Origin of the sequence: Leptospira johnsonii, assembly GCF_003112675.1 — a bacterium.
Taxonomy (GTDB): Bacteria; Spirochaetota; Leptospiria; order Leptospirales; family Leptospiraceae; genus Leptospira_B; species Leptospira_B johnsonii.
The window spans coordinates 1,090,651-1,113,988 of the sequence record NZ_BFAY01000011.1 but is presented as its reverse complement, the minus strand read 5'-3'; the positions used below and the strand labels follow the sequence as shown (position 1 = coordinate 1,113,988).

At 40.7% G+C, this 23,338-nt stretch carries 18 protein-coding genes; 10 read left to right on the top strand and 8 right to left on the bottom strand.

From position 1 onward, the window contains the following. Nucleotides 1-45: 45 nt before the first annotated feature. Nucleotides 46-774, bottom strand: a complete 729-nt coding sequence (locus LPTSP_RS14065; RefSeq protein ID WP_108929329.1) for an LIC10067 family putative lipoprotein — start codon at nucleotides 772-774, stop codon at nucleotides 46-48. A gap of 124 nt (nucleotides 775-898) precedes the next feature. On the opposite strand from LPTSP_RS14065, the gene LPTSP_RS14060 reads away from it, so the two are divergent. Both LPTSP_RS14060 and dcd read left to right on the top strand, forming a co-directional pair. Further along, a complete protein-coding gene (locus LPTSP_RS14060; RefSeq protein ID WP_108929328.1) occupies nucleotides 899-1,672 on the top strand; it encodes an enoyl-CoA hydratase/isomerase family protein in 774 nt (257 codons plus the stop codon). 71 nt (nucleotides 1,673-1,743) lie between these two features. Further along, entirely contained in the window at nucleotides 1,744-2,274 is a 531-nt protein-coding gene (gene dcd / locus LPTSP_RS14055) for a dCTP deaminase (RefSeq protein ID WP_108929327.1), read from the top strand. 4 nt (nucleotides 2,275-2,278) lie between these two features. Here the strand turns inward: dcd and LPTSP_RS14050 are convergent, their stop codons facing one another. From LPTSP_RS14050 to LPTSP_RS14040, 3 genes are all read right to left on the bottom strand, one after another. Then, entirely contained in the window at nucleotides 2,279-5,476 is a 3,198-nt protein-coding gene (locus LPTSP_RS14050; protein ID WP_108929326.1) for a SpoIIE family protein phosphatase, read from the bottom strand. A 138-nt stretch (nucleotides 5,477-5,614) separates the two neighbouring features. Further along, the gene (locus LPTSP_RS14045) at nucleotides 5,615-6,493 is read right to left on the bottom strand and encodes a M1 aminopeptidase family protein (protein WP_439957014.1); all 879 of its coding nucleotides are present in this window, start codon (nucleotides 6,491-6,493) and stop codon (nucleotides 5,615-5,617) included. 44 nt (nucleotides 6,494-6,537) lie between these two features. Then, nucleotides 6,538-9,723 (bottom strand): SpoIIE family protein phosphatase, encoded by a 3,186-nt coding sequence (locus LPTSP_RS14040; RefSeq protein WP_108929324.1) that lies wholly within the window; start codon nucleotides 9,721-9,723, stop codon nucleotides 6,538-6,540. Between the two features lie 186 nt (nucleotides 9,724-9,909). Between LPTSP_RS14040 and LPTSP_RS14035 the strand changes: the two genes are divergently transcribed. Beyond that, complete coding sequence (locus LPTSP_RS14035; RefSeq protein ID WP_108929323.1) at nucleotides 9,910-11,220, top strand: dicarboxylate/amino acid:cation symporter; 1,311 nt, start codon at nucleotides 9,910-9,912, stop codon at nucleotides 11,218-11,220. Then, nucleotides 11,217-12,542: an MATE family efflux transporter gene (locus LPTSP_RS14030; protein ID WP_108929322.1), complete on the top strand. Its 1,326-nt coding sequence runs from the start codon at nucleotides 11,217-11,219 to the stop codon at nucleotides 12,540-12,542. Before LPTSP_RS14035 ends, LPTSP_RS14030 begins: the two co-directional genes overlap by 4 nt. Here LPTSP_RS14030 and LPTSP_RS14025 read toward each other — a convergent pair. Together LPTSP_RS14025 and LPTSP_RS14020 are read right to left on the bottom strand one after the other, a co-directional pair. After that, the gene (locus LPTSP_RS14025; protein ID WP_108929321.1) at nucleotides 12,535-13,980 is read right to left on the bottom strand and encodes a Vgb family protein; all 1,446 of its coding nucleotides are present in this window, start codon (nucleotides 13,978-13,980) and stop codon (nucleotides 12,535-12,537) included. The two genes, LPTSP_RS14030 and LPTSP_RS14025, sit on opposite strands and share 8 nt — an antisense overlap. Further along, nucleotides 13,977-14,921, bottom strand: coding sequence for a site-2 protease family protein (locus LPTSP_RS14020; protein WP_108929320.1), 945 nt, complete (start codon nucleotides 14,919-14,921; stop codon nucleotides 13,977-13,979). The genes LPTSP_RS14025 and LPTSP_RS14020 overlap by 4 nt, the downstream gene beginning before the upstream one ends. Nucleotides 14,922-15,141: 220 nt before the next feature. Between LPTSP_RS14020 and cysE the strand changes: the two genes are divergently transcribed. Both cysE and LPTSP_RS14010 read left to right on the top strand, forming a co-directional pair. Continuing rightward, nucleotides 15,142-15,855 (top strand): serine O-acetyltransferase, encoded by a 714-nt coding sequence (cysE, locus tag LPTSP_RS14015; protein WP_108929319.1) that lies wholly within the window; start codon nucleotides 15,142-15,144, stop codon nucleotides 15,853-15,855. Nucleotides 15,856-15,941: 86 nt separating this feature from the next. Further along, the gene (locus LPTSP_RS14010; RefSeq protein WP_108929318.1) at nucleotides 15,942-16,208 is read left to right on the top strand and encodes a hypothetical protein; all 267 of its coding nucleotides are present in this window, start codon (nucleotides 15,942-15,944) and stop codon (nucleotides 16,206-16,208) included. 54 nt (nucleotides 16,209-16,262) lie between these two features. On the opposite strand, the gene mpl36 is transcribed toward LPTSP_RS14010, so the two are convergent. Further along, entirely contained in the window at nucleotides 16,263-17,165 is a 903-nt protein-coding gene (gene mpl36 / locus LPTSP_RS14005; protein ID WP_108929317.1) for an RlpA family plasminogen-binding lipoprotein MPL36, read from the bottom strand. A gap of 103 nt (nucleotides 17,166-17,268) precedes the next feature. Here mpl36 and LPTSP_RS14000 point away from each other — a divergent pair, with 103 nt between their 5' ends. Beyond that, entirely contained in the window at nucleotides 17,269-18,177 is a 909-nt protein-coding gene (locus tag LPTSP_RS14000; protein ID WP_108929316.1) for a tetratricopeptide repeat protein, read from the top strand. Nucleotides 18,178-18,262: 85 nt separating this feature from the next. Next, on the top strand, nucleotides 18,263-19,153 hold the full coding sequence (locus LPTSP_RS13995) for a tetratricopeptide repeat protein (protein WP_245915576.1): 891 nt from the start codon (nucleotides 18,263-18,265) through the stop codon (nucleotides 19,151-19,153). On the opposite strand, the gene folP is transcribed toward LPTSP_RS13995, so the two are convergent. Then, nucleotides 19,141-20,040, bottom strand: coding sequence for a dihydropteroate synthase (gene folP / locus LPTSP_RS13990; protein ID WP_439957013.1), 900 nt, complete (start codon nucleotides 20,038-20,040; stop codon nucleotides 19,141-19,143). The genes LPTSP_RS13995 and folP overlap by 13 nt on opposite strands. 51 nt (nucleotides 20,041-20,091) lie before the next feature. Between folP and LPTSP_RS13985 the strand changes: the two genes are divergently transcribed. Continuing rightward, the gene (locus tag LPTSP_RS13985) at nucleotides 20,092-22,170 is read left to right on the top strand and encodes an OmpA family protein (protein WP_108929314.1); all 2,079 of its coding nucleotides are present in this window, start codon (nucleotides 20,092-20,094) and stop codon (nucleotides 22,168-22,170) included. 12 nt (nucleotides 22,171-22,182) lie between these two features. Next, the gene (locus tag LPTSP_RS13980; protein WP_108929313.1) at nucleotides 22,183-23,337 is read left to right on the top strand and encodes a DUF1577 domain-containing protein; all 1,155 of its coding nucleotides are present in this window, start codon (nucleotides 22,183-22,185) and stop codon (nucleotides 23,335-23,337) included. Nucleotide 23,338: the final 1 nt, after the last annotated feature.

Genomic DNA, 23,338 nt, shown 5'->3' with positions numbered 1-23,338 from the left:
CTAATCCAAATCGGATAATAAACCAAGTATTTTTTGCCCTAAAGATCAAGGAAAAGATACTGTACAATCTCCCTTTCCGGCAGTAACGAACATCTGGACAGTGTAATAACTGGAGAATGTCAAAGTAGGCTCAAACACCCACGTGTTAGTATCCGAAAAAGTTCCAACATCTGTCCGACCGCAGGTTTTGGAAAACTTAGAATAGATCAGATACGTATCGCAGGCAATCTTAACGTTTGTAGGTCCTTCAGGGTTCAGGTCAATTCTAAGCGCTTTAGTTCCTGTCTGGCCTGCAATTGAAAAAGTCTTGGAATCAGGATAAGATACTCCTAATTCTTCGCCATATAGACTGTCGAAGGATTTATAACAATCTATGTAGAATTTCCTACCATAGCAGTTGGTGGCTGTATCCCCGTTATTTTCATCACAAATAACAGGCCCGTCCTTGGTCACAAATAATGTTCCTGTAGAAGCTCCGGCCGGTACTACTGTAACGATCTCAGTGCTGGTTGCGCTCAGAACACTTGCAGACACTCCATTAAATTTAACCGTAGTTAAACTTGTATCAGCTGAAAATAAACGTCCTTTGATCGTGACCGTTGTTCCAGCATTGGATCCGATCGGGGGAGATCCGCTAGGAGGATCGATCTCCGTGATCACCGGATTTCCCAAACCTAATTGGGTCGCAAGGTCCGAGTCTTTACCCGAAGAACAACCAAGTCCAAAAATAGATAGAGATAAAATAAAAGCTAAGATCTGAGTCTGAAATCGCATTTTTTCTTTAACCTAGAACCGTTCACACGTAACGCTTTTGCTTGCCGTTTTTAAAAAACCGCAGAATCTACCCAATTATCGGAAAGATTCAGCCTATCCGGGAAAGATTTTTTAGAAGGCAAACATGAGCGAGACTGTTCTTTATTCAATCGAAGATTATACGTGCATAATCAGTTTAAATCGACCCGAAAAACGAAATGCAATTTCAAGAGAGCTACTTTATCAGCTTATGTCCCATATAGAAAGGGCGAGCAAGGATCCAAAAATCCGCGCTTTGGTACTTAGGGGAGAAGGTTCCGTATTCTGTGCTGGAGCCGACTTACAAGAAAGAGCAGATATGTCTGAGAAGGAAGTGCATAAATTTCTGGACCAAGTAGGAAAATGTTTTCTGGCTTTAGAAAATCTTCCCTTCCCAACCATAGCTGCATTGGACGGAGATGCATACGGCGGCGGATTAGAAATGGCTCTTTGTTGTGATTTTATTCTGATGAGCACTGAAGCAAAAGTAGGTCTTACCGAAACAGGACTTGGTATTATTCCAGGAGCAGGTGGGACACAAAGACTTCCAAGAAGAGTAGGAAAAACAAAAGCATTAGAACTTATTTTAACGGCTTCCGTGATAGATGCGCAAACCGCTTTAGATATCCAACTTGCGAATTCGGTCTGGCATGACTCCGCATTTATGGCCGGAAAAAAATTGGCTTCCTTACTTTCCGAAAAAGCCCCGATCTCTTTGAGACTCGCTAAAGAAGCGATCAGAGAAGGAGAAGGAAAAGATATCTCCACTGCCTTAAAGATAGAAAGGAAACATTATAATAAAACCTTAAAAACGGAAGATAGGATAGAAGCCCTAAAGGCTTTCCGAGAAAAAAGAAAACCGGAATTTAAAGGAAGATAGAACTCCGAAAAAGGGAGGCGAGACACAAGGCCGGCCCGAAAATAGGCAAAACAAGGAAGCTGGAATACGAAATGATTCTAACGGGTAAGGAAATTAAAAAAAGATTAGAGAAGGATATCATCATAGATCCTTACTCCGACAATAGATTAAATCCGAACTCTTATAATCTTAGGCTTCATAACGAATTGGTTCGTTATACAGAAAGCCCATTGGATATGAAAAAATCCAATCCTTCCGAAAACCTGATTATCCCTGAGACTGGACTACTCTTACAGCCAGGGGTTCTTTATCTGGGCAGGACTTTAGAATACACTGAAACTCATAACCTGGTCCCGATGCTAGAAGGACGTTCTTCTATAGGTAGGTTGGGAATGTATGTGCATGTGACTGCAGGGTTCGGAGATGTTGGATTCAAAGGATTCTGGACTCTCGAAATTTCCGTCATCCAACCATTAGTCATTTATCCGAATGTGGAAATTTGCCAGATCTTCTACCATACTGTAGAGGGAGAGATCACAGAATACAAATCAGGTAAATACCAAGGCAATAAAGGGATCCAAACCTCTATGCTTTATAAGGATTTCGAGAACGGAAAATATTAAACTTCTATAAAGAAGCTTTTCTATCTCGTTCTATCAATCTTACTAATTTCTGAGCGTTCTCGTCTTCCGGGTCCTTCTCCAGAGCCAGATGAGCGTATTCCAAGGCTAAATCGAATTGTTCAGTCTGACGGTATAAGTCGGAAAGATTGATCAGGTTCATGGAATTGTCCGGTTGGAGTTCCTCCATTCTCTTTGCAGCCAAGATGGCTTCGTCCATTCTTCCGATCCTTCGGTTTGCCAAAGAAAGATAATACCAATATTCTACCAAGTCAGGATCCGATCCCAGATACTTGTTCAGGACTTCGACTGCCTTACCGTAATTTTTACCTTTAAAACTCAGAAGTCCAAGTAGCTTGGTCACCTTTGTATTCTGAGGATCCGATTTATACAGACCTTCTAACGCGCCAAGAGCCTCGCTCAAACGGCCGCCCATATAATCTTCTTTTGCTTTTTTATAGATGAACTTCCAATCAAAAGGATCTGAGATCTCATCATCTTTTCCGTTTCTTTCAGGAGAAGCAACAGGAGAATATTCCAGTCTGAGAAGAGAAAGGTCGTCGGTTAATTCTCCCACTTTTAGGATCTCTTCCTCTATTCGTTCTAGATTGCCTTCACCTTTTTCCACCATTTGTAAGAAGAGCATCTCATCTTCGTTGATGGTGCGGACTTCTTTTTCTGGAGTAAGATCTAAATCGTCCTTACCGTCCGAGCCTATGATCAATACATCACCAGGTTCTAATCTTCCGGAATGGACCTTGAACTCATATTCAGAATCCAATCCTATCTTCCTAAGTGTAAGTCCTGTTTCTAAAAATCCGGCTCTTCCATCTCTATACATTACGGAGAATGGGTGCTCCGCATTGAAATACCAGAATTTACCTGTCTCGTCTTCTATGATGATGAATGTTCCAGAGATCACCATGGATCCATTGAAAGATTTGAAAACGGATTGCATCTCTTTATAAATGTCAGTTAAAAATTCGGAAGGAGTGGTATCCATCACTCTATCGTTCGCAGCGGATCTTGCGAGAATGGAGTTAACCACAACTCCCATCACAAGAGAACCTCCTGCTCCTTGCATAGACTTACCCATCGCATCCCCGTTCATTGCGAAAGTATAACGTTTATAATCGTTCTCCTTTCCAAGACGAAGATTTCCAGTTACACAAAGGTCTCCACCTAAGTCCGCATGTTTGCCTTTGAACTCGAATTTTTTCTTTTGGCGAAGAATAAAATCTGTGCTTACTTTTGGAGATTTGTTCGCGTTATAAAAAAGCGGTTTTGCTAATAGAGAAGTTAAGAAATAATCCCCGTCCTGCTGAACTTTCAGGCGTTGGAGTTCCTCCATCTTTTCGGAAAGTTCTCTCGTTCTTTCTCTAACCTTGGTTGCCAAATGTTCTGCGTAATCTTGGAGCTCTCCCCTCGCTTTTCGGATAGAAGTCACCATGTTATTGAATGAGTCGGACAAAAACCCGATCTCATCTTTTAAGTCCACTTTTACCTCAACGTCCAAGGCACCTAAGTTTACTTTTTCCACCCCTGACAAAAGCCTGTTTAATGGAGTGATCAAACTTTGTCGGAAGAATAGAGGGAAGATGAAAAATACCACCACCAAAACCAAGCCCAAGATCAGGGTTTGCTTAGCAGCAGTCGGGTGCATAAATTCTCTATATTTGCGGTAAGAATAACCTACTTCGCTGACTACATCCTTCTTAACATCATAATGGATATAAGTTACGAAATGTTGATGTTCATCCAAACTTTTTCTGTAATGGCGATACAATGCGGGTTGGAATGGACGGAAATATAAAAGTACTTCTGCCTTTAAATGTCCGATGAGCAGATCCTTTTCGTCAAAGGTACAAGCTCCGTCCTTCTCTTTCCATTTTTGAAGAAGATGTTCTTTAAACGGAATGACTCCCTTGTTCCCTACACCTTTCAGATAATTCCTTCCATCCACGCAAAAATCTTTAGGAAAGATATAGTCCAGTTTGTTAGAAGTTACAAAAACTGCTGTGTTTAAAGTATTCAGATGATCGAATAATTTTGTTTTTAATTCTTTTCCTTCCAGATTCGGATGATCATCCAAAAACTTCAGGATAGCGGCTCTGTATCCACTGAAATACTCATGAGTGTCTTTCAGTGTTTTTTTAGCAGAATTTCTAAAACCTTCTTCCGCCAAAAGTTTCATATGCTCGAAGATGATCGTATTCTTAAAGTCGATCTCTAATTGAGGAAGTCTCAAATCGTATTGATTATCGTAGCGAGAATAATCCACATTCTTGGATCCACCTTCCCACTGAACGATATATTGCATCTCAGGGATCTGTTTTCCACCTTCTAAAGCTCTTGCCATATTTACGATACTTTTGGTATCGTATTCGGATTCCTTATCTTGGTTGGAAATAAATACCAATGCCTGCATGATCAACATCAAGGTCACAAAAGTGATACCTACGATCTTTACCATGAAGGTGGTTTTTTCTTCGCTAAAGTTCAGGAAGATTACAAGGATCAAAAAAATCCCCAAGGTCATCAAAAGAACGATAGAAGTTAGATACGTGGAACGTTCAATCCATCCGTCTCGGCTGAGAATATTCGTTAGCGCAGGAACCACCCCACCCGCAAGGAGCGCTCCCATAAAACCGCCGATCGCAAATCGGATCCTTCCTTTTGTTTTGGTCATTCTATAAATTGGAATGATCAAAAAAGAGATCAAAACGAATAGACCGATCAAAACCGCGATAATAGAAGAAGCCTTCTCCGCATTAAAATCCCAATGGTGAGCGGTGAAGTGGTATTTTCTAGGAGAGCTAAGAGTTACATAATAAAAGTAAGAAATCCCGATGGCAGCTACGACATACATCCCGATCGTGAGGTTTTTGTTAACCTTGGGATTTGCATGCCCCGGATAACGTGCCAAAAACTGGCCCAGGTGAATGAGCGCAGGCAAAATAAATCCGACAGTCAACCATCTATGATAAGCAGCGATCGGGTTATACAAGAATGCAGCGAAAAAATATCCGGCACAGAAGAAGGAGAAAAACAGAGCTCCCAAAGCAAGATGCATTGTGCTTGAGGATTTTTCTTTCAAAAAGAGGAAAAATAAGGAAGTGCATAGGAAGGCTAAGATCGATAACAAACTTCCGAAAGAATAATAGTTCAGTAGAACGTCGTTTTGTAAGATTGAAAAAATTTCCATGCAAGCAAAAGAGAATTGGGTCGAGTTAGGCTCTTATAAATGGATTATATAAAAGCCGGAACCGATCAGATCAAATCAAAAAAGAAATTCGTTTAGAATTCACTATTTTGTATAACGACTGCAATATAAAAATCAAGTCTAAAGTTTTTCTATGTCTTGGATTTTCATAAAAGAACTAGGCGGATAAGCGCTGTAAGGTCCTGGCTCAACCCAACCTTGTAGGATCTTATTCCAATCTCTTCTCTGAACCTTATTCAAAATCTTAAAAACAAGTTCCGTGCTCAGCATTTCAGAAGAAGCCACCTGCCTGAGGAAGGATTTGTAACCTTCGTAACCCAGTTCTTTGTGGAGGATAAACTGAGTGCGCACCGACTTGGAATAGAACCAAGGCCCCAAAGCAGGATTGGAAAGATGAAAATCCTTTGAAAGAGGAGGATCGTTTTTAGGGATCGCTTCAGTCAGACTCCATTCTTCTATTACGGATTGAAACTCATCCGCATCCAGTTTCAGATAACCTCTTTTTGACAAAAGGTAGGGCAGATAAGAAACGATCCCTTCGCTTAACCACGAAGGTTCAGTAAAATAATAATGTCCCAATTCATGTAGGAGCAAGGCGGGATACCCGGGAGGGACCAAACCCAATTCCATAAATATCCCATGTTCTTTTCCCAATTCACCGGATACATTATTGTATCCTCCGACTCTAGTTCCGTTCAGAAACACTGTGTCTTTTAAGACCAATCGTATCTTATCTTTTTCAGAAGAAGGAAGAGTTTTGAATATAGGAGAAGCAGCCTGATGAAACGGGATCCCGAGATAAGACTCGTACGCATCTAAGATCTTTTTTGTTTTCTCGAAAGCGTATTTGTCCCATTCTTTCAGTTCGGTCTCGTTCCGAATCGTTAATCTAATATCTCCTCCTTTTAATTTAAAGGAGAAGTTTGATTCGTTTGTTTTAGAGTATTTCTTACCTTGGGAAAGAAGTGGAAGAACAGAAATGAAGAATGCGGAAATCATTCCGATCCGCAGCCATAAGGTAGGATTAGAGAGAAAACCGTTTATCAACGGTCTCTCTCTATCAAACGGATCAGTTTATGAGCGTTTTCGTTCCCCGGTTCTTTTTGTAAAACTTTTCGAGCGTATTCTTCCGCTTTATCGTACATTTCCATGAGTCGATAAATATCGGATAGGTTGATCGTATTGGAAATATTGTTAGGATCGATTTCCAAAAGTTTCAAGCTCGCAGTCAAAGCCTGGTCATACTTACCCATCTTTTTGTTAGCGATGGAAAGATAGAACCAATACTCGTGAAGATCCGGATCCGTTCCAAGATAGTTATTCAAAACTTCTACCGCTGTACTATAATCTTTACCTTTAAAGCTAAGAAGTCCCAAAAGTTTGTTCAATCTTTGGTTGGCACTATCGTGCATATATCCTGTTTTTAGAAGGTCTAATGCTTCGTCCAAGCGTCCGGTTTTGTACATCTTCTTGGCATCTTCGTAAACCGCATCGGTATTTAATGCTTTGTCGATATGATCAGAAGATTCGAAAATTTCTTCGATCTCGTCATTCTTAGGTTCTCCCTGGAACTCAATCTTGAGAAGAGAAAGATCGTCTGTGAGTTCTCCTGTTTTACGGATCTCAGTTTCTATATCTTCCAGATTTGCTCTTGCAGTCTCCACATGACGAAGGAACAACATCTCATCTTCGTTAATCGTACGGATCGTCTCTTCTGGAGTTAGGTCCACGTCGTCCCTACCGTCGGAGCCAAGGATGATAATATCACCTTTTTTAAGTTGGAAACTTCGTACTTTAAATTCGAATTCCGAATCCAGACCTAATTTTCTAAGAGTAAGTCCATCCTCGATAAAACTAGCCTTTCCATCTCTATACAATACCGAGTAAGGGTGCTCCGCATTGAAGTACCAACATTTCCCGGTTTCATCTTCTACGAGATAAAGAGAAGCAGAGATCACCATCGATCCGTTGAATGATTTGAATACGGAATGGATCTCGTTATAAATTTCAGTTAACCATTGCTCTGGTGTTACATCCAAAATCCTGTTGTTTGCGGCGGAGCGAGCAAGAATGGAGTTCATCACAACTCCCATCACCAACGCACCACCGGCTCCCTGCATGGATTTCCCCATGGCGTCCCCGTTCATGGAAAGAGTATAACGTCTGAATGAATCCGGGCGTCCTAGTCTAAGATTTCCGGTTACACAGATATCTCCGCCCAGATCGGAATGTTTTCCTCTGAACTCGAACTGTTTCTTTTGGCGAATGATAAAATTAGTAGTAACCAATTTTGATTTGTTCGCGTTATAGAAGAGAGGTTTTGCCAATAAAGAGGTTAAGAAATAGTCTCCGTCCTGTTGTACTTTGAGTCGTTGGACTTCTTCCATCTTCTCCTGAACTTCTCTAGTTCTTTCACGAACTTTTTCTTCCAGGTTTTCAGCGTAGTCTTGAAGTTCTCTTCTGGCTTGCTTAATAGAAGAAACCATCGCGTTGAATGAGTCCGCCAAGAATCCGATCTCGTCTCGAACCTTAACAGGAACCACTACGTCCAGATCTCCTTTGTTTACCTTCTCCACCCCGGAAAGAAGGCTATTCAATGGATCCACTAAGCTGTTCTTGAAGAAGAGAGGGAATAATGCTAGAACTATAAAGATCACAGCCAACAAGATCCCTGTCTGTTTCACCGCGGTTGGATGCATGAAGTCTCTATACAATCTATAAGAGAATCCAACCTCACTCATTTGCTGTTTTTCAGGTTGGAATTTCATGAAGGCAACGTAATGCCCTGTTCCATCTTGGCTTCTTCTGTAGTGACGGGTTTCACTTGGTTTAAAATATCTGAAATATCTTAGAACTTCGGAACGGATCTGCGCTTGGTCTAAGTCTTTTCCATCCCAAAGACAATCTTCGGACCAATGGGAGAAAATTTCTTCCTTAAAGCCGAACTCAGAATCTCCTAATGCTTTTACGAAATCTCTTCCTTTCTTGCAGAAAGATCCTCCTACGATCGCTTCGAGGCGGTTCGTAGAAACGAAAGCACGTTTATTCCATTGTTCTGCATTTTCTAAGATCAGTTTTTTGAGTTCTGCATCGGAGAGGTCTTGTTTTTCTTCCAATAATTTTTGGATAAAACGTTTATAACCGCCGAAATAAGTATGAGTTCGATCCAGAACGGAATTTAAAGATTTTCTAAATCCTTCTTCCTTTAGATTGCGGATCTCTTCGTAGGTCGTAACATTCTGTAAGTCTGCCTCTATCAGTCTGAGGTCCAACTGCTTGTTAGGATCATACTCTGAAGAATTCAAACTTTCCTTTGAATCATCCCAATGAAAAGCATACTCTATATCTCCGGACTTTACACCGTTCTCCAGAGCCCTTTCGATATTCACCATACGTAAGCTATCGTATTCTGCGTCTTTTTCTTGGCTGGAGATATAAACCAATGCCTGCATGATCAAACAAATTGTGAATAGCGTGATCCCAACGATCTTAACCATGAAGGTCGTACGTTCCGCACTATTATTGATAAATGCGATGACTAAGAATGAAAAAGCGGTTAAAAACAGAATGACATTCGAAGTCATGTATGTGGAACGTTCCATCACTCCGTCTCGACTTAGAATATTCGAGATGTTCGGATAGATTGCAGCGATCAAAAATCCAATATTGAACATGAGAAGAGCGATCCTTCTCTTGTCCTTGGTGATCACAACTCTCCATGAAGGAACGATTATAAAACCTACGATAGAGAATAGTCCGATCACTACTGCCAAATACCGGCTGGCATCGAATGCGTTAAAGTCCCAATGATGAGCAGTGAAGTGATAGATCTTCTCTGAAATATAGGTGAAGTATACGAATAAACTTACAGTGATCGCCGCAACTGAATGTTCTACGATCAAGACCCATCTTGCAATACGTTGGTTGCTGTTTCCGGGAAATCTAAGTAAGAACTGTGTGAAATGAGTGAGCGCGAATAGAATGAATCCGCCGGTCATCCAACGGTGATATGCTGCGATGGGATGGTATAAGAAGGCTGCTAAAAAGTATCCTGTCTCGAAGATACCTAATAGCATAAAGCCAATCCCAAGATGAGTGGTAGCTATGGTCCTATTCTTTAGGGTGAGAAAGAAAATCCCGAGGAATATGGTGGTCAAAGTGACCAATAAACTTCCAAACGAATAATAATTAAAAAGGACTAGGTCCCAAGAAATCGGATTTAACCCCATAAACTCCTGCAGGCACTCGGACGCCGGATGATCGAAACTGACTTCAAACCGAATATTTTATTTTTAGTTTACCAGTTCCGGATTATATCTTCAGAATCGGTAAAAAATCGGCTAAAGCCTTCACTATCATTTTGAAAAGGGAAAAATCAATAGAAAAATAAGAATGCGACTCCTATTCTGTCGAGTATGTCCGCCGACTCGAACCGAAACTTTCCGAATGCTATTCGTTTTCTTCCTTTAGAGAAACTCTGGTTTAGAGTTTTGTTAGGTTTGGTATCCGGACTTTTAGCAGGTCTTTACCTGAGTCCTGAAAATTCGTTGGTAGCCCAAGAATATTCCAAGCCTATCGTTTCTTGGTTAGGTCTTCCCGGCCATTTTTTCCTGGTCCTATTGCAAATCATCATGATCCCTTTGGTATTTTGTTCGATCGTTCTAGGGATACACGCAGGGGAAACTTTGGAGAATCTGAAAAGTTTCGGATTAAAAGCATTCTTATACTTTGTATTCACCACGATATTAGCAGTATCTATCGGAATGATCTTAGCAAGTACGATCAAACCAGGAAGTTTCGTAGATCCGGCCGGGATCCCAAGAGTGCAGGTCCCAAACAAAGTATCCGAGACTTCAGGTAATGTTTCTATAGAAAAAGTTCCCGAATTAATACTCTCTGTTCTCCCTAGAAACCCATTTCAAACATTTGCAAATGGAGATATGTTAGGAGTAGTGTTACTTGCTCTCTTAGTTGGGATCGCTATTCTTACTATAGAACAACAAAGTGCCGCATACGTTCTGCCTGTATTCCAAGCTATATTTAAAACCAGCATGGTATTTGTACAATGGGCAATGAAGATCGCACCTTTCGCAGTTTTTGGACTCATCGCACAGATCACTGCAAAGATAGGACTCAAAGTATTATTGAGCCTAGGAGTCTATTTTCTCACGGTACTCGGTGGATTAGTTTTAGTGCTGATCATGTATTCGATCATACTAGTTCTTGTCGCAAGAAAGAGTCCAATCTGGTTTTTTAAACAAGCGGGAGAAGTACAACTACTCGCATTCTCCACCTCTAGCTCTGCCGCGGTTCTTCCTTTTTCTCTAAAAACAGGAATAGAGAAGATGGGTGTCTCCCGAAAAATCGCAGAGTTCATTCTACCCTTGGGAGCCACTGTCAATATGGATGGGACTGCACTTTACCAAGCGGTAGCCACAGTATTCTTAGCCCAAGTCTATGGGATAGAATTAACGACGACTAATCTTGCATTTGTTCTCATAGCGACTGTAGTGGCTTCGATTGGAACTCCCAGCACTCCAGGACTTGGGATCGTGATCCTTGCATCTATTTTAGCAGGCGTAGGAGTTCCTACAGAAGGGATTGGTATTATCTTGGGAGTGGATCGTATTTTGGATATGTGCAGAACCACTGTAAATGTCACAGGAGACTTAGTTGCCTGCAATGTTTTCCAAAGTATTGAAGATAAGAAACGACCGAGTACTTGAGTCTTCTCTTGGAAAAAAAATTTCTCACCCTTACTTTCTATAATATAATCGCGAATCTGACTGTTCCGCTGACGAGCTTCGCCGATGTTGCGGTTCTCGGTCAGTTAGAATCCCATACATTTGTGGCAGGAGTTGCACTTTCCAACGTACTATTCGATTATTTGTTCTGGGGATTTTCTTTTTTAAGAATGAGCACCACAGGATTAACAGCCCAGGCAGAAGGAAACGAAGACAATAAAGAATCCTTTCAGATACTTTTAAGATCCTTACTTCTAGGCGCCGGGATCGGTGTTCTTATCCTACTTACTAATAGTTATTTAGAGGAATTCGGATTTTCTATTTTAGAAGGGGAGAAAGAAGTAAAATCCGCAGGTGGAGAATATTTCAAATCTAGGATCATTAGTGCACCCGCAACACTTTGCAACTTCGTTCTTACAGGTTGGTTTTTAGGAAGATCCAAGAGTGCTACTGTATTGGTCGCAACTGTCATCGCAAACGTTGTCAATATAGGACTGAATATTTGGTTCATTCTATTTTTGGATTGGAAAGCGTACGGTGCAGGGATCGCAACTTCTATCAGCCAGTATTTAATGTGTGCATTCTTTCTTGGCTTATTATTCAAGGAGAAGGCTCGCTTTTTCCAAGTTTATCATGAGATCCGGATCTTTTCTCTCAAAGGATATACTTCTTTGCTTTCTCTGAATTCGGATATAATGATCCGAACCTTACTTTTGATCACTACGTTCAGTTTATTCCGAAATTACAGTTCCGGTTTAGGCTCCGAGACCTTGGCTGCAAATGCAATCCTCCACCAATTGATCTTGGTAGGAGCCTTTTGGATAGATGGTGCAGCAATCGCAATGGAAACAGTTGCCGGAAACCTAAAAGGAAATAACAACTCGGAAGGTTTGAGAAAGATCTTAAAGATGGCTCTTTTGTACGGATTCGGGATCTCTTTTTTCTTTTGCGCTTTGATCCTTCTTCCTTCCGGATTCTTATTCGAATTGTTCAGCAAGTCTAAACCGGTTGTAGCACTTGCAAAAGAATACGGTTATTGGATCGCGCCGGTCCTTCTTCTTGGATCTTTTGCATTCATATTCGATGGTTTCTTCTTAGGGATCTCGGAAGGAAAAACTCTAAGAAATTCGATGATCGTTAGTTCGATCGTATTTTTCTTTCCGATCGCTTACTGGGGAAAGATCCAAAACAACAATCATATTCTTTGGCTATCACTCTCTTCCTATATGTTAGGAAGAACGATCACTCTTGGAATCGTAGCTTACAAAAGATTTTTTTTGGTCCGACAAGAGTCTTTCAGTTAGAAGAAAGATCCGTTCCTTTTGGAAGAAGTGTAATTTCTATCTCTGCAGGAAGAGGTTTCCAAATTTCAGAATCCTTTGCCTTAAATAAAATAGGAGAAGGTAAAACGGCCCAAGCCTCGCTGCGATACAGATCCACCATATCTTCCGATTTTTGATAAGCGCGAGAAGATTCAATCTTCTCAGGTTTTACACTGGCCAAAGGCACCCAACCAAAACTCGGAATGTAAATGTCCAAAGTATCCTTGAAAGACGGGTTCGAATTTCCGGAAAACACCAAACTTTTCACAGGACGAACAGGCAAACCTGAATCCAGAAGAGACTTTTTCAGACCATCCCAATCGGAACGGAATAATCTTGAGTCGAAAATTTTATCCAAGAAAAAATTCCCTGCCTTTTCCTTTACTGAGACCCGATTTTTGGTGAAAGCACCTAGATCGGTAGGGATCTCTTCCTTCTTCTTTAAAAAATCGTCCAAGACGTAATATCTGACGTTAGTCGTTCTTGCTTCGAAATGATATTCTAGCGTCTGGGAACCTTTTGGATCATCTATTCCTAATTTTTTAGAAAGAGCCCGAACTCCCATCACCATATCCCCTTTAAATTTAGGATCTTTGGTTTTTAGATTTCGTATCCTTTGGTGTTCCGTTGTAGGGGGAGGAAGAAGTCCCAAAACTCCACCTACTAACGTAGCTTCATCCAAAGAAAATTTGATCTTTACGTTGATCAGATAAGTCGCTTCTCCCGAAGCGAGAAACCGATCCGTTTCCACAAATGAGATCTTCTTGACTTCTCTGCTAGTTCTATCTACAACATAGATCCGACTTCCTAAAATTGTGATCCCTCTGATGTCTTTAGAAGGAGAACGAATAGAACCTGTGATCTTTCCGCTAGTAGGATCGTATCTGTATACGTTTCCATCGGAAGAGTCTGTGATCCAAAGACTATCTCTTGCAAAACAAATATCTTTTGGCTCCGATCTATCCGTTAAGAAACCGCCGAAAAAACTTTGGGTCCCCTTATCATAAACGGAAACCTTTCCCGTGTCCGAATCCAAGATATACAGATAATTTTGGAAATTCGCGATCCCACCTATCTTGTCTATTGGGACCTGTATTCTTTCGGTAACTCCGCCTGTATTCGGCTCTACCTTTAGGACGACCCTTTTGCTAGCTACAAAAAGTTTCCCTTCTCTCGGATCGAAATTTAATCCCGCAATGAATGGAATTCCCAAATTGAAAGCTTCTTGCCTGCCGCTTGGATCCACACGAACGATCGCTCTTCTTTTGCTATCTGCGAACCAGAAATTTGTTCCGTCGTAAGAAAGACCGTAGGGACTCTCGGTCAACTGTATATCTACGTCGCCTTCTTCTTGAGAATGGATAGAAAGTGAAATTATCAGAAATAGTAGGATGAAAATTTGAATGATCGGTTTTCTCATTTTGAAAATACTTCGAGTAGAATATTCCAGAGGTCTTCTCCTAAACTGTTCTTTGCTCCGGAAGAGGATACTACAGTGATCGGAGAGATCGGAAAAATAAACAGGAAGGATAATAACATACTCCAGCCAAATAGCTTTCTAAATTTGCCTATTGGATAAGAAGCATCCGGGATAAAAGGATGTTCTACTCTGATAAAGTAATAGATGAGTAATCCCCATAGGATCCACGAATAATTCCAAAGAGAGAGCAAAAGAAATGCGGAAAACAAGTAGTAGATCCACTTTCTGTAACCTTCTCCCGCTAAAGAATATACAACATGTCCTCCATCCAATTGTCCGAAAGGTAAAAGATTTAACGCAGTGATCAGAAGTCCTACCCAGCCCGCAAAAGCCAGAGGATTGTATTCGACCGTAAATAGTGAAGAGTCGAAAGGACCTAAAATTTTCTGAGACAAAACGTAAGTGAGAATGCTGTCTCCAAAATGAATATCCATTAGTCCAGGGTGAGCTTGCAATATCGCCGCTCTTTCTGCTAGGGAAACTAATTGAGAATTATATAATCCGATCACAATACAAGGGATAGAAAGTACCAAACTCATCGCAGGTCCCCAAATCCCGATATCAAATAATTGGATTTTATTGGCGATAGGGTCTTTAATACGAATAACAGCGCCCATCGTTCCTACAGGAGAAAATGGAACCGGTAAGAAGTAGGGAAGAGTTGTCTTGATCCCATAATATCTGGCAGCGAAGTAATGCCCCATCTCATGGCAAAAAAGAATTCCTAAAAGAGAAAAAGAATAAGGAGTTCTGATCCGAAAGATCTCAGAAATTGTCGCGTAGTTTAAATATGGAATCTTGAAAATATCGTCCTGAAAGGTTAAGGTAAAAAAAGTCAGAACGAAAAGAAGTATGTTCCATCCGTAAGTCGGTCTGTTCAATTTTTTAGACCGTTTTCCTTTAGATTCCGACTTAAGTAATCTCTCAAAATGATTCCTCCTTTACATACCGACACACGGTTTCAGGTTTATTCATAACTATATATAACATTATTCTTCTATCGACCGTCTATAAGAGCCTACGGCTCTTGAAGCCCGAAATAAGCTACTTATCGACAACTTTTGTCTTAAGACGGACTATAGGAAAAACCGGGATAAACATTTGTTCGAGAATATCAAAGCGATTAAAAAAAACGACCCTGCCGCCAAATCCTATTTGGAAGTCATTTTATGTTATCCGGGTTTACACGCGCTTTGGTTCCATTCCCTGGCTCATTCTTTATATCAGATCAAAGTTCCTTTATTTCCCAGAATGATCAATACTTTCGCTCGATTTTTGACTGGGGTAGACATCCATCCGGGAGCAAAAATTGAACCTGGGATTTTCATAGATCATGGCCAAGGGGTTGTCATAGGAGAGACCGCAGAAATAGCAAAAGGGTGTTTGATCCTTCAAGGTGTGACCTTGGGCGGAACAGGTAAAGAAAGTGGCAAAAGACATCCCACCTTAAAAGAGAATGTGGTGGTGGGAGCAGGGGCAAAAATTCTAGGAAATATAGTAATAGAACATAATGTTCGGATCGGTGCCGGTTCCGTAGTACTTAGAGATGTTCCTGCTGATTGTACTGTTGTCGGTGTTCCTGGCAAAGTAGTCCGTTCCAAAGTGGATTTCGGAAAAGAAGGAGAAAGAATGCTGGATCACGGAGAACTCCCGGACCCGGTTGCAAGAGTTTTCTCCATTCTGGTCGAAAAGATAGACACCTTGCAAAAAGAAGTAAACGAACTTTACGCAAAATCCAATCTTAAAGAGAAAAAATCTGCCACAAGAAATGAAGACGATGAACTGAACGAGTTCATCCACGGCGGCGGGATTTAAATTCCGGAAAGATTTTTTTTGACAAACTGACTTTCTTCCAAATCCTTAGGGCTATATTCGTTAGCCGCCTTTGCGGCCGAGGGTTTATGACATCGAAAATAAGGGCCTTTTTTCTAGTTTGTTTTTCTACAATCCTACTCTACTCATTTTCAGATTGTGGACTCTTAGTAAATCACGAAGATCTTTGCGCAGAAGATCTAAAAAATTACGATGATTGTTTTGCGATCTTATTGATTGCAGATCCCGCCTGCGGACAAGGAACAGGCACCTGTCTCCCTGCTTATGTTCAGTTGGCTAAAACATTTTGTGCGAGCAGAATGAAGGTCAAAGGTTGTAGAGCGCATAGAAACTAAATAAAAAAGCCTCCGGTATTGGAGGCTTTTTCTTTCAGAGACCGAATGAGAGTTTTATTTTTTAGGAATAAAACAATCCACTCCATCTTCTTTTAATTTGGATTTTAGAAGGTCCGCTTTTGCGCGATCCATAAAATCACCCATCTGAAGAACGAACATACCCTCTCTTTCGAAAAGATATACCTTCTCTCCATATTCTGCAGAAAGATTTTTTCTATAATCTTCTGCAAGTCTGCTGTTTCTGAAAACTCCCACCTGGACTGTTTGTCCTTTTGGAGCTCCCTTCACTAATGGAGCTGGGGTCACAGCTTTTTTAGGAGTAAGTCTTTCTGGTTTGTTTTCTTTGAGAAGGGCTTCTTCATCTTCTAGACCTTCCATGTCTTCGGACTCAGCTGCTCCACCTTTACTAACTACGGTAAGACCAACTCGAGCAATTCCAACATCTTTGAATTCCAAGTTCTCTGCCGCTTTTTCAGAAAGATCTATGATCCTATCTTTTACGAAAGGTCCGCGATCGTTTACTTTTACTAAAACTTCTTTATCATTTTCCAGGTTTTTAACTCGAACCACTGAACCTAAAGGAAGGCTTGGGTGAGCAGCAGTCAGTTTTGTTTTGTCGAAAATTTCTCCGCTTGCGGTCGGCTTGCCGTGAAATTTAGGACCGTACCAGGAAGAATATCCGACCTCGTCGAATTCTCCAGTAGAACCTGATTGTTGTCTGGAAGGTGTAGTGGCTTTTACCGGTTTGTTATCCGCAAGAAGATCATCCAATCCTCTGGAAGCGGAAGAGTTCTTAGCCAATACCAAATCTCTTTTGGACTCTTGGTCCATTGGGACGATTTCTTTTTCAAAAAATATTTCGGAAGGATCTCCGGACGCGCTGATACTCCTTCTGGTTTCGGAAGAAGCGCAAGCGGTAACAGTTATCAATGCGAAGATAGCGGCTATCTGTTTCATTTCGGACCTCTGTCTTTCTATATTTTATTTTCGGAGATTTTTGACTTTTACCTGAAGTTTTTTTCAGGTTGTTTTCTGGGGAATTTTAGTCGATATTCCGGATATGACCGAGGCCGATATCAAACGAAAGTTCAACGAGGCTTTAAAACTCGAAAAAGAAGGGAAAATCTCCCAAGCGGCCAAAGTATATTCTGAGATTTTGGGAATGAACCCCAAGTTCCAAAAGGCTTATCTAAACCTAGGCGCCCTTTACTCTCGGTCCGGTGATTCAGAGAATGCGATCAAGACCTACCAAAAGGCTCTAGAACTTGGAAAAACTACGGAGCTTTATTACAACCTTGGTGTGGAGCTTTACAGACTGGGAAGTTTGGACGCAGCGGTTAAGGCTCTCAAAAGTTCCTTAGAATTAAATAAAAAATATCTAAACTCTCATCTTCTTCTAGCTTACTGTTATAAACAATTAGATCGCCCGGATAAGTCCGAACTTTATTTGAAGAATGCGATCAAACTAGACCCTAAAAATAAAACTGCTTATGCAGCGCTTGCTACCATTTACTTTGATACTGAAAAATGGGAACAAGCATTAGCAGCTGCAAACGCTGCAATTCAGATCAATCCGAATGATCCGAGAATGGAAATCCTATTAACGGAAATTCATGTTAAGCTAGGGAATTATAAACAATCGTTCGAAACTCTTAAAAAAGTAACTACAACCGCACAAGGATTCGTTCAGTTCAATGATTCCATCAAGGCGGCTAAACAAAAACCGAAACCGGAAGAGAAAGTTTTCTTTGATAATCTGGAAGTTCTAACAAGAAAGAAATTGGACGAATTTAAGGACAAACTTACCCTCTCAAAAGAAAATCCTCAGGATTTCGAAGCTCCGGAGGCGCAGGACGCGCTTGATCTTTCTCTCATGTATCTATTTCATGGAGATACGGAACGGGCCTTAAAGTATTTATTGTATGCACAGAAAAACTTACAGGAAAATCCTACTACTGAGACCGGTTGATTCCTTTCTTCTCATTTTATTTTCTCTCTTATCCTTCTCTTGTTTATATCCAGTCAGAAACAATGAACTGATCGAAAACGATCCTATGTTTCTGTATCTCACTGCAACCGATTATACAAGGGAAAAGGTTGACTCCGTAAAAAGTCCTTGGGAAGCAAAATCTCATAGAGGAAAAGCGATCCTTGCTCCCGATAAAAACAATCTAGGAATTTTATTCGTAAGGTTCTCTCTCATAGACGATGCAGAGGAAGAATTTATAAACTCACAAAAACTTCTCTCTAACAATCCGATCCCTGCACTTAATCTATTACGTTTATATTATCTAGTAGATGATATTTCAGAAGCTAAAAAATTCCTAGAATCATTCCTGAAACAATCTCCTCAGATTGAACGCAAAAAATTCGAAAACCTTCTAATTGAAGCCCAAAGGGAAGAAGAATTAGTAATCTTCAGAGATGCACTTTCTACTATTCCAGGCCAAGAAGTCTATGCATGGGAAGGTTTAGCAGAATACTTTTTCTCCAAGCAAGAATGGTCCAAAAGTTATTATTATTTGGAGAAGATACTGCAACAAAGTCCCTTCCATAAGAATGCAAGAGGACTCATGCTGAAGATGGCACATATTTTGGAAAAATGGGACGATGTTTTAGTTTTCGGACTTAGCCTGAATGGAACCGGGGAGCGGATCCCGGAATTAGAATATTACATCGCTCATGCTTATTACGAAAAGAGAAGATACTCGGAAGCTTTAGATTGGCTTCAAAAAGCACCAGAACCTGAAAAAGAATCTTTGGTCTTTTTAGAATTATGGAAACTTTCTCTACTTTCTAAAAATCCTAAAGCAGATGTTTCTCCTCTACTTCCTTATTTCAGGAAATTGAAATCCAAAGGACTCCAATTCACAGAAGAAGATTTTTTTCCTACTTTGACGCCGGAAGGAAAAGAAACAATGGATCGGATCCGTTACGGACGATAGTCGCTTCGCTCCTGAAGCCCGCGTTGCGGACTATAAACTCCGTGAGACATCTCCCAGGTTTTCATAGCTAATAGAAAGGACTTGGGAGAATGAGTTCGGATCATAGGGACCCCTTTAGACCAAAGATAAGTCTCTGAGATCGCAGTCGGAACAATTCTATCTTCTACTGGCAAACCACCTAAAGCATTTCCCAAAAAAGATTTTTTAGTAACCGAAACCATTAGGTTCGGAAATTCAGAAAGAATTTCGGTGATCTTAGAAAGAACCGCAAAACTTACCTTATAATCCGGACTTAGAAAAAATCCCATCCCTGGATCTAAGATCAAACGATTTGCTATACCTAAAGTTTCGAAAGTTTTTGTTCTTTCTCTAAAGAATTTCAAAGCAAGAGGTACAACCGTTTCCGGTTTCAGATCCGAAAACTCGGATGCCTTGATAGAATGATCTTGAGAGAACATGGCTACATACTTTGTGGATAGTCTGCTTGCGCCTTTTAGCAAATCCAAACTTTCAGGATCAACGAAACCTCGGATATTATTGATGTAATCCACTCCAGCATCTAATGCCTTTTGGATAACGTAGGGACGGAATGTATCTACCGAGATTGCAACCTTCTCCTTTTTTAGCTCGGAGATGATCTCTTTCATTCTATCCCATTCTAGTTCTTCCGAAATGGGTTCCGCTTTTACATTGGAAGATTGAGCCCCTATATCTATAACATCTGCACCTTCTGCCATTAAGGATTTTGCCTTGGCCAAAGCCAGGTCCTCTTGCAGGTATTTTCCGCCGTCCGAAAAAGAGTCACTGGTTATGTTCAAAACCCCGAATAGAATCGGTTTTGGGGGGAAATTTTGGCCCTGGGTTCTGCTCGGAAGGTCGGATTCCATCTTAGTTTCCATCTTGATACTTGAGGACTTTGTTCCGATACTAAATACAAGATGTTTTTTTACAATCAAGGAAAAGGACTCGTTATAAAACGAAATCATTTTCTAAGCTCCGTCCTTGCCGGAGCTCTTCTGTTTTTTTTATTTTCCTGGGATGGATCCGCTCAACCTGTTCCGACTCTCTTGGAAAGAAATTTCGGATCTCCTCTAAACACACAAAACGTAGAATACAATCCTATCATTAGTCCTGACGGAAGATATCTGATCTTCCAATCCAATCGTCCTGGCGGGGAAGGAGAGATGGATGTCTGGCTCTCCGAGAATGCGAACTACAAGAAAAGAGACGGAGAAGCAGATTGGAAGAAGCCGGTGAACCTGAATCAGGACATCTGGGAGCAGAATAAAAAGGAACTTCCTTCCGGAGAAAAAAAATCCAAACTTTTCAATACGGATAAGTACGAAGGTGGGATCTCCATCCGATTTGACGAGTCCGGAAACCCTGAGGAAATTTTTCTGACTTCTATCAGGAACGTAAAAGCCGACAGAGAAGGTTTTGATGCATTAGATATTTATTATACTAAGCGAGATGAAAAAACAAGACGTTGGAGCGACCTGATCGGGATCTCCGAGATCAATTCCAACTTTAACGAAAAGATGCCGGCAATTTCTCCGGATGGAAAATATCTTATCTTTTCTTCTGATCGTCCTGGCGGTTATGGAGAATACGATCTTTGGGTAAGTTACAGAAATCTTTCCACAGGTGTTTGGTCCAGTCCGATCAATCTGGGAGCAGAGATCAATTCCAAAGCCAGCGAAATTTTACCTTATATTCATCCGGACGGGGAACAATTGTACTTCTCCTCTAACAGAGAGAATGACCGCAAAAAGTTTTCCTTATATCGCAGCTTCCTAAATCTTCCTGGAAACTCTGACTTTGAAGATGCAGAAGATAAACTTACAGTTTCTAAAACAAATCTTCCTCATCCCGTTCCTGAAACTGGAAGTTTGGAAAAATTACCTCATCCGTTCAATTTGGATGTTTCGGAAGGAATTGACTCAGAAGGGATTTCTTTCGATCACGAGGGTCTTTGGGCCTATATTTCTTCCAACAGAAATGGAGGACAGGGCCAATACGATATTTATAGATTCCAGGTCCCCGAAAATCTAAGGAACTCCTATGACGTATCCTTCCAAGGATTGGTCCTGGATGGCTCTGAAGCCACAATGATAGGACTTGATGCAACAATCAAAATTTCAGATAGTCTAAGTCCTTCCAGAACCATTACTTCCAGAAGAATAGGCGGAGATCTTTCTAAAGGAAACCCTACTAACTTTAAAACCGTTTTAAAAACAGGAAGATTGTATAAGGTAGAAATTTCTTCCCCAGGTTTCTATCCCACTGAGGACAAGCTCGACTTACGTGGAAACGTAGAGAGAAATAAAAAAGTTTATAAAACCTATGTGCTTCTTCCTATCAAAGATGAAGAAAAAGGTAAGATCGTTAACACAGGTGACGGTGATAAAGGAAAGGGACTTAATGTAGTCGTTGTAGATGCCGCTACTAAAGAGCCAATTGCTGGAGCGACCGCTACAGTTTTTACTCCTAAGAATAGACAGGGAGAAATCTTAAAATACAACAGTTTGTCAAAAAATTTCCATATCGAGTTGATTCCCGACACTGATTTCGAAATCTTTGCAAAGGCTGAGAAATATATTTCCGAAAGTGTTAATATCTTGAAGAAAGATATTAAGCCTGGCTCCACAATTTCTATAGCATTAAGGAAAGATTCGGAAGTCCCAGTTGTTTTAAGTACAAAACTCTATTTTGAATTCAATAAGACCGAAGTGACTGACGCACATCGTAAACAACTCGATCTGATTGTAGACTATCTCAAGAAGAATCCGTCCGATAAAATAGAGATTGGGGGCCATACTGATAATGTAGCTTCCAAAGAATATAATACTCGCTTAAGCGGGAACAGAGCGCGGAAAGTTTTTGACTACGTTCGTAGTAAAGGGATCCAAGCTTCTAGGTTAAAAACCAGAGCATATTGGTATTCCAGACCTGACGAAGATAACTCTACCGAAGACGGAAGAGCTAAAAACAGGAGGGTCGACTTCCGCAAGCTATAATAAGGAGAGCAGATGGAAGTCGAGTACCGATCTTACCTACAATCACCAAGAATATGGGATACGATCCGGGATCCTCAAAAAATCGGTTATATTTTGAAAGAGTACGTACATAACAACGGACTCTTTCTAAAAGAAAATCCATTAAAACAAGAATTACAGATCCTGCAAACTACCCCCGAAGGAAAAATTTTCCTTCGGATCGACCCTGAATACCTGAATGAAGAAGGGGAGATTACAGTTTACAAAACCCTAAGTAAACATATGGAAATCGGCTTTAGAGTGGATTCGGTTAATCACGAGGATGGAGTAGTGGTCTGTTCTCCAGAATACGTAAGGATCGCAAAAGACGGCCGTATTCTACCAAGAATAGAAGGATTACAAGGAAAAGTGATCGCGCATAGATTTCACACTCTCAAGAAAGAACAAGATTCTACAAAAGTCTTGGGAACTTCCGGGCAGATCCTTCTGACAGATTTACACAAGAATATCTTAGCCGAATACCCTTATTCCAGATTAGTATTTCCTTCCGGGAAAGAACTCAGCTTTGAGCAGGATTTAGCCAAGCGTACAGGTAAAACCATCTTTGTAAAAGATGCAATCAGCATGGATCCTCTTACTAAAGAGGAATCAAACGGTTTCAACCTTTTAGATCTAAAAGAAGAATTAGAAGATGAGATGATCCTGGAAGATAGGACCAAAGTTTATCGTTCGGGAAAGATACAATCTTTTGCAATCTATCCGATCTATTACAAGGATCCTTCAGGAGCTAAACTCGTTGCTTTAGGTTATGCGGAGACTAAGGACAGAATTTTGGATCCAGCGATTCTTAAAAAATACGCCGAGTTAGAAGACGTGTTTAACGATAGGATAGAAGACTCCAACACTCTGGACATCGATATTCGTCAAAACGTGATCAACGCTTCAGAAGGCGGAATTCTTTTAGAAGTAACCGAATCCCAGCTAGTCGAATCGTTTCTGCATAAACCTTTCTTTACTGCGGATATAACTTTTAAGATGCAAGCTCCGCTGAGATTCGCGTTTAAAATCCGACATATTTCTCAAATCGGGGAAATTTACCTCGTTGGTGCAGAAATAGTTGGCTCCAACGATGCCAAGACGAATATGACTCTATTAAAGAAGAATTTAAGCTTCATTAAGAGCGTCTAAG